This window comes from Chamaesiphon polymorphus CCALA 037, assembly GCF_003003845.1.
Taxonomy (GTDB): Bacteria; Cyanobacteriota; Cyanobacteriia; order Cyanobacteriales; family Chamaesiphonaceae; genus Chamaesiphon; species Chamaesiphon polymorphus.
Genome location: NZ_PVWO01000356.1, coordinates 1 through 6,224, shown reverse-complemented (window position 1 = coordinate 6,224; position 6,224 = coordinate 1). Strand labels below are relative to the sequence as shown.

Genomic DNA, 6,224 nt, shown 5'->3' with positions numbered 1-6,224 from the left:
TTTTCTCCGAACGATTGCTAGCTTTGGTATATAAATATGCTTATTCCCCCTTTTGGAGGGTTTATGCAAAAAACCCCAAAGTACGATTCGGACTCGCGATGCGTTCGCGTAGCGTCGGCTCTGCCGAATCGCGGGTGGCATTCATCCAGAAGATCTGCGTCGCTTGGTAGATCGGGGCGTACTGCTCAAATCTGGGCGCGGGATGTATACCTATATTGATGCCGAAATCACCGAACATCATAGTCTTGCCGTTGCTAGTCAGCGGGTGGAGCATGGGGTAATTTGTCTGCTCTCCGCCCTTCAGTTTCATGGCATTGGGACTCAGGCACCCTTTGAAGTCTGGGTAGCGATCGACGTTCATGCGCGTCGCCCTAATTTGGATGTACTATCGCTGCGTCCGGTGTATATGTCGGGATTGGCTTTGACGGTGGGGATTGAAACTCACGCGATCGAGGGGACTCCGGTACAGATCTTCAATCCAGCTAAAACGATCGTCGATTGTTTTAAATATCGCCATAAGATCGGGCTAGATGTGACTTTGGAAGCTCTACGGGAAAGCTGGGAATCTCGCCGTTGCTCGATGGATGAATTGTGGGAATACTCCAAAATTTGTCGGATGAGTAAAGTGATGCGTCCTTACCTGGAATGTCTGTCATGAATCAACCGCGAAATCTAGCAGCTTCAGTCCGCCAGCGATTGTTAAACCTCGCAATCGCTCAAAAAGAGGACTTCAACCTGGTTCTAACTCGCTATGGGATCGAACGATTGTTGTACCGATTAGAACGATCCGCCCAGAGAGAGCGATTTATCCTCAAAGGGGCGATGTTATTTATCCTCTGGAGCGATACGCCCCACCGCACGACTAAATATGTGGATCTGTTATGTCGGGGCGATAATTCAATTACAGAGATAGAAGCCATATTTCGAGCGGTTTGTCAGGTGGAGGTGGTTCCAGATGGATTGGAATTCGATCGGGCGACAGTAAAAGGTGAATTAATCAAAGCAGATCGGGAATATCCAGGCGTGAGGATACGGCTCACCGCATTCATCGCAGGTACCCTGACGCGGATTAATTTACAGATCGATGTGGGGTTTGGCGATATCGTCACTCCCGCAGCGCAACTGATGAGTGTGCCCGCGCTCCTGGCGGATTTACCCGCTCCTCAGTTGTACGCTTACAACCGCGAGACTGTTATCGCTGAAAAGTTTGAGGCGATGGTGCTGCTGGGAATCGGGAATACACGGATGAAGGACTTTTACGATCTATGGTATTTATCCCAGCACTTTACCTTTGAGGGGAATCTGCTCGGTCGAGCCATTGCTGCTACATTCGAGCGTCGGCACACTCCGATCCCGATCGATACCCCACTAGCTTTGACGAGTGAGTTTGCCGATGATGAAACCAAACAACGGCAATGGGTAGCTTTTGTGCGAAAAGGAAAGCTGACAGGCGAGGGCTTAGTTTTGAACCAGATCGGGTTGATTCTCCATGATTTTTTGATGCCACCGACAATTGCTATCGGTGCAGGAGTTGAATTCGATCGCTTGCGGTCGTCAGGTCTTGGTTGGCATTCTAAATAGGGCAGAATCTCAAGCCGACTACTAATTGACAGAATGCACTTAACAAGTTAGCTTGTCAACCAGCTAACTTGTCATGTAGAAGGCATTGAAACCTACTTGATTCTCTTTCAGGAATCAGGTATTCGGATATTAAAGCTGCACGGAGTGTGAATTAGAAATAACGATACATTTAAGAATGTTCAATTGCTAAGAAAGTTAATATGCTTCAAGGTCATCATCTCTTAGAAAAAGACTACTACACTGAAATCGAGGTGCAATATCCATCTAATCTTACAGCGATTTTCAAACCAAATCTCCTCCGATGCTATCCCACAAAATTCAATGGCTGTGATGCCTATGTAGATTTTTCTATGGAGCATGAGCCAGACTTCAAAACGCTAAAATTGGGAGCTACAGGTCAAGTATGGAGGGTGATTGGTAAGCCTGTTGAGTCACCCATCTGTGGCTATTTCCGAGGTGACTACAAGGAGGGCGTTCCGCCTATGTGGATGTTGATACTGGAATCAATCTAGTAATGGCGACATACCCAAAACATTACTTTGAGTATGTCGCCAATTGACAGAATGCACACGGACAAGTTAACTTGTTAACCAGCCAGCTTGTTATACAGGAGGTAGCGATGATTGTCGCACTAAGGATTGAATCTCGCCATCGATACAGAGTGTGCGAATTGTCTTGATTCCGGCGATCGCCCCCTCGATCTATACGGCGAGAACTGGAATGTCTGTCATAATTGGAGATAAATTAGAGCAATCTAAGCAATGGAAGCCATCACTCTTGAGCAACAAATCTTGGGAAGTATCCGCAGCTTGCCCGTACAGCAACAGCATGAGGTGTTAAACTTTGCCCAATTTCTCCATCAAAAAGCAGCACCTAAATCCCCTCGGCGCAGCCTTAAAGGTTTAGGTGCCGATCTGAAAATCCAGATTACCGCAGCAGATATTGACGAAGCTCGTCAAGAAATGTGGGGTAACTTGCCACGGGAGATCGTCTAGCGATGGCGATTGTGGCAGATACACACGCGATCGTTTGGTATTTGGTCGAACCGGAGCGGTTATCTCAAGTAGCCCTGGATGCACTAGAGGGATCGATCGCGGCAGGATCGCCAGTGTATATTTCCGCGATTTCCTTAATTGAAATTTGCTATTTAATCGAAAAACGCCGCATCGCCACCGATTTACTCCAACGGATTCTAGCAGTACTCAACGATCCAAATCCCAGCCTGGTAGTAGTACCGATCGACCTGGCAATTTCCATCGCCATTCGGGAGATCGACCGCGATACCGTTCCCGATATGCCCGACCGCATTATTGCGGCAACCGCTTTGCATTTGAACTTTCCGCTGGTAACTCGCGACCGTAAGATCCAAGCCGAAGGAGCGATCGTGACGATTTGGTAGAATAGAGTCAGTATCTCGCAGCATGTGATAATTGCCATCCAACAGCAAGCAAATATTTTACTTTAACGTAAGGAGACTAACATGAGCGACGATCTTCCCAAATCAATCGGAGAAATCCTCAGAGGCGACAGTTCTAATCGTGGATTCCGTCATGTAACTTCTGGTGGCGCAAGTATCACTGTTGGGGTTGCTGACGACCCTAATGCACCAGGCGGCAAATATATCTCAGTCACTGATGAGGATGGAAAGAAGCGGAGTATTGTATATGACCGTAATGGCAATGTTGTTAAAGATACGGGTTGGAAATAGCCGTCCCCTTTGGTGTGGCTAGTATCTATTCTTGGTTGGGATTTTAAGTGAGGCTGAACCCTGAATCGATGGCGATGCGTTACTTCGAGTGGGTTGTCAATTGACAAAGCTCGACAAGTTAACTTGTCAACCAGTCAGCTTGTCAGATCGGAAATAGCAACGATGAAAAGTAAACACATCCCAATATCGCTCGAAGAGTTTGAATTGATGGAACATCCATTCGGCTGGAAAGCTGAATATTTCGATGGGAAAGCACATTTGACCCCTAGAGAATATCTCGTGCGGACTCAACTGAAATTATTACCCCAAGCAATTTTCAGATCCGATCGGGTGGTACTTGTCGATCCATCGCTGCAAGAACAGATGATTGAAACATTCTTGGAGGCATTTGAAGATTCGGTAGAGTTTTGCGACTGGTCATCGAACTTATTCCACACCCACGCTCGGAAGAACATCACCAACTATTTCCAAGGAGTGCGCGGCAAGCCTCATCCAGTTTCTAGGATGGTACTGGAGCCAAATAGCGATCGAATCATCGGTTTGGCCTTGTTCGTCGAAAATAGAGAAGAAGGTGTAGAGCTAGATTTGCTATTGGTGAAGCCATCCGATCAAAGAATGGGAATCGCCACTCAGATGGTCGCCAGTGCGATCGATAGTTTATATGCTGATGGGGTCAGAGATCTCCGATCTGGCTATCATATTTGTAACGATCTCAGTCGTGCTTGGCATCACTCATTAGGATTTGAAGACGTTCCAGAATACTTCCACTGTAAATTGAAAGCTGCATGGTACCGACATGAAATCTGGCGGCGGGAGCAGTTGGGAAAAATCGAGCGAATTGAGGAGTTAAGAACAGAAAAAGATCGATGGGATCGGTTAGTCCAGGAGTTGGAAATGTGTGAACCGTTCTAAATCGGTGCTTTGGCTATAGATCGACCTCTATTTTCATTAAAACATTGAAAAATGGCACAACTAAACAATAGCGATCGAGATCTTAAACATCTGAAAGATCGGATATCTAGAATGAGTTTTGAAGAGATTACATCTCTTAATCAGCAAGCGTTAATAACGCTCTTGTTCATTTATAGCAATGGTGTAAATGAATACTCTGATAAAGATATTGAGATGTATCCTGGATTAGCAGAGCAAAATCGGATCGTGCATGAGACTGTAGGTGACTACTTAATTCTCGATCTACTAAGATGCAGCGGTTATATAGAAGGTGAAAGCGGCAGACAATCTAGATGGTCTAAGATATTTTTGACCGATAAGGGACTAGAGAAAGCCAAACAGCTTCACAAAAATTTTGTTGCCACGATCGCGAAGCGCGCCGAGGCGGTCGATTCATCAATTGACATAATGCACTTAACAAGTTAACTTGTTAACCAGCCAGCTTGTCATACAGGAGGTAGCGATGATTGTCGCACTCGCGAATTAAAAAGGTGGCGTAGCTAAAACTACGACCACGATCGAACTGGGTGGATTATGGGCAGAACGCGGCTCGACTCTTGCCATCGATCGGCCAAACACCGACCATCATCAACCCAATCATCGATAATTTAAGGGAGATTTTAGAGCGATATTAAGGACTAATGAGCAAGCCCTACTAAACTCTTGCCCTGCGGGGCGGCTGGTTTTTGACTGTTGACGCGGACGCAAGTTCTAGCTACGAATGAAATTGCTGGTGTCCGCCTCAATCAGTCACCGCTTCGCTAAAACCAGCTTGTAAATAACTCGGACATAAAATTAAAACCGATCGAACTAGGGTTAGAGGCAAAAATCTTACCCCTTGCCAGTGCTAAATTTTGCAAATCGATCGTGCTTTTACTTGGCAAGGGGTTGATTTTTGCCGTCCAAAGTCTATCGACCCATCTAATTCACCTCAAACGTTGAACTGCATCCCTCAGACTCCAACTAAACTACCGTCGAACGAGCGCGTAATTAGCGGGTTGGCCTATTCTAAACATCTTCTCAGGAAAGAGAATACTTCATCCCCCCAAGTTCGCTCTCCCCATACGCCAAAACCGTGCCCCTCGGCTGGTGTTGTCCCAAAAGCCGGAAAGATTAATAACTCGTGCGGTTTATGTGCCTGTTCGAGTTCTGCTGCCATTATTTTAGTGGGAGTCAAATCGTAATCATTTTCGGCTTGAATTAGCATAATTGGCACCGTCGCCGAGCGAACTGCCCTAATTAAGCGCGATCGCAACAAAGTGACGTTAGACCAAGCCATCGCCGCTGGAGCGAATGCAATACTACCCCGAGTCCCAAGCTGCTGCGCGGTTGCAAGTACTGTTTGAATTCCACCAGCCGAGTAGCCGACGATGACGATTCTATTCGGATCGACGTAGGGAAGCTGTTTGAGATAGGATAGTGCTGCAATTATGTCGTCAAGATGTGCTTCTTGAAGCTCTTACCATTTTAGCGTCGATCGATGCACAAGGACAGCGACCTTTTCAGCATTAACAGAGGCGCAATCAGCGGTAAATAATAAAACTTATTCTTCACCGTCAACAGTTTTCTTTATCGCATATTCTCCAGCAATAAATATAAAATATACCAAAACCACAACAGGTAATGATGTGAGTGTATAGTATAAAAACACAACCGCGCTTCCAAAATAACTAATCAATAGCTGTTCGATAATTGGGATGTCACTAACACTTGAAATTCCTGGGTAGTGAGCTGCGACCGAATGCACTATATTCAATAAATACGGCATGTAAATATCGTCAATCGAATTATATATTGAAAAACGCCTCAACGTTAATGATAGAGGCATAGCTGCCATAACTGAAATAGTTAAATATGCTGGGTTTATAGAATTGTTTGTTGTTAACATGTTCGCACCATTTATTATTGGCGTTGCTGAATTGATGTATGATATGGCGATCGAGAGCAAAAAACATTATTCAAAATAGGATGGAATCTTTAGCTA

The 6,224-nt window shown here is 45.5% G+C and carries 9 protein-coding genes and 1 pseudogene; 8 read left to right on the top strand and 2 right to left on the bottom strand.

Features of this window, described 5'->3' with window-relative positions:
* Positions 1-163 precede the first annotated feature (163 nt).
* The 8 genes from C7B77_RS21570 (at position 164) to C7B77_RS21535 (ending at position 4,666) form a co-directional block, all read left to right on the top strand.
* A complete protein-coding gene (locus C7B77_RS21570; RefSeq protein ID WP_219892235.1) occupies positions 164-658 on the top strand; it encodes a type IV toxin-antitoxin system AbiEi family antitoxin domain-containing protein in 495 nt (164 codons plus the stop codon).
* Entirely contained in the window at positions 655-1,581 is a 927-nt protein-coding gene (locus C7B77_RS21565; RefSeq protein WP_106309684.1) for a nucleotidyl transferase AbiEii/AbiGii toxin family protein, read from the top strand. The genes C7B77_RS21570 and C7B77_RS21565 overlap by 4 nt, the downstream gene beginning before the upstream one ends.
* A 200-nt stretch (positions 1,582-1,781) precedes the next feature.
* Positions 1,782-2,093 carry a hypothetical protein gene (locus tag C7B77_RS21560; protein WP_106309681.1) on the top strand — a complete coding sequence of 104 codons (312 nt, stop codon included), beginning with the start codon at positions 1,782-1,784 and terminating at the stop codon, positions 2,091-2,093.
* A 249-nt stretch (positions 2,094-2,342) separates the two neighbouring features.
* A complete protein-coding gene (locus C7B77_RS21555) occupies positions 2,343-2,576 on the top strand; it encodes a DUF2281 domain-containing protein (RefSeq protein ID WP_181243956.1) in 234 nt (77 codons plus the stop codon).
* Between the two features lie 2 nt (positions 2,577-2,578).
* Positions 2,579-2,980, top strand: a complete 402-nt coding sequence (locus C7B77_RS21550) for a type II toxin-antitoxin system VapC family toxin (RefSeq protein ID WP_106309678.1) — start codon at positions 2,579-2,581, stop codon at positions 2,978-2,980.
* An 81-nt stretch (positions 2,981-3,061) separates the two neighbouring features.
* Positions 3,062-3,289 (top strand): hypothetical protein, encoded by a 228-nt coding sequence (locus C7B77_RS21545; protein WP_106309675.1) that lies wholly within the window; start codon positions 3,062-3,064, stop codon positions 3,287-3,289.
* Between the two features lie 162 nt (positions 3,290-3,451).
* Positions 3,452-4,201, top strand: coding sequence for a GNAT family N-acetyltransferase (locus C7B77_RS21540; protein ID WP_106309673.1), 750 nt, complete (start codon positions 3,452-3,454; stop codon positions 4,199-4,201).
* A gap of 51 nt (positions 4,202-4,252) precedes the next feature.
* The gene (locus C7B77_RS21535; protein WP_106309670.1) at positions 4,253-4,666 is read left to right on the top strand and encodes a hypothetical protein; all 414 of its coding nucleotides are present in this window, start codon (positions 4,253-4,255) and stop codon (positions 4,664-4,666) included.
* 577 nt (positions 4,667-5,243) lie between these two features.
* Here the strand turns inward: C7B77_RS21535 and C7B77_RS30280 are convergent.
* Both C7B77_RS30280 and C7B77_RS21520 read right to left on the bottom strand, forming a co-directional pair.
* A pseudogene (locus C7B77_RS30280) lies at positions 5,244-5,678 on the bottom strand (alpha/beta hydrolase family protein); the annotation flags it as partial.
* A 105-nt stretch (positions 5,679-5,783) separates the two neighbouring features.
* The gene (locus tag C7B77_RS21520; RefSeq protein WP_146138437.1) at positions 5,784-6,128 is read right to left on the bottom strand and encodes a hypothetical protein; all 345 of its coding nucleotides are present in this window, start codon (positions 6,126-6,128) and stop codon (positions 5,784-5,786) included.
* Between the last annotated feature and the right edge of the window lie 96 nt (positions 6,129-6,224).

What these genes read in the sequence shown, in the direction of transcription:
- C7B77_RS21565 (WP_106309684.1), top strand. Translation starts at nt 655, where the DNA reads ATGAATCAACCGCGAAATCTAGCAGCTTCAGTCCGCCAGCGATTGTTA.
- C7B77_RS21560 (WP_106309681.1), top strand. Translation starts at nt 1,782, where the DNA reads ATGCTTCAAGGTCATCATCTCTTAGAAAAAGACTACTACACTGAAATC.
- C7B77_RS21555 (WP_181243956.1), top strand. Translation starts at nt 2,343, where the DNA reads ATGGAAGCCATCACTCTTGAGCAACAAATCTTGGGAAGTATCCGCAGC.
- C7B77_RS21550 (WP_106309678.1), top strand. Translation starts at nt 2,579, where the DNA reads ATGGCGATTGTGGCAGATACACACGCGATCGTTTGGTATTTGGTCGAA.
- C7B77_RS21545 (WP_106309675.1), top strand. Translation starts at nt 3,062, where the DNA reads ATGAGCGACGATCTTCCCAAATCAATCGGAGAAATCCTCAGAGGCGAC.
- C7B77_RS21540 (WP_106309673.1), top strand. Translation starts at nt 3,452, where the DNA reads ATGAAAAGTAAACACATCCCAATATCGCTCGAAGAGTTTGAATTGATG.
- C7B77_RS21535 (WP_106309670.1), top strand. Translation starts at nt 4,253, where the DNA reads ATGGCACAACTAAACAATAGCGATCGAGATCTTAAACATCTGAAAGAT.
- C7B77_RS21520 (WP_146138437.1), bottom strand. Translation starts at nt 6,128, where the DNA reads ATGTTAACAACAAACAATTCTATAAACCCAGCATATTTAACTATTTCA.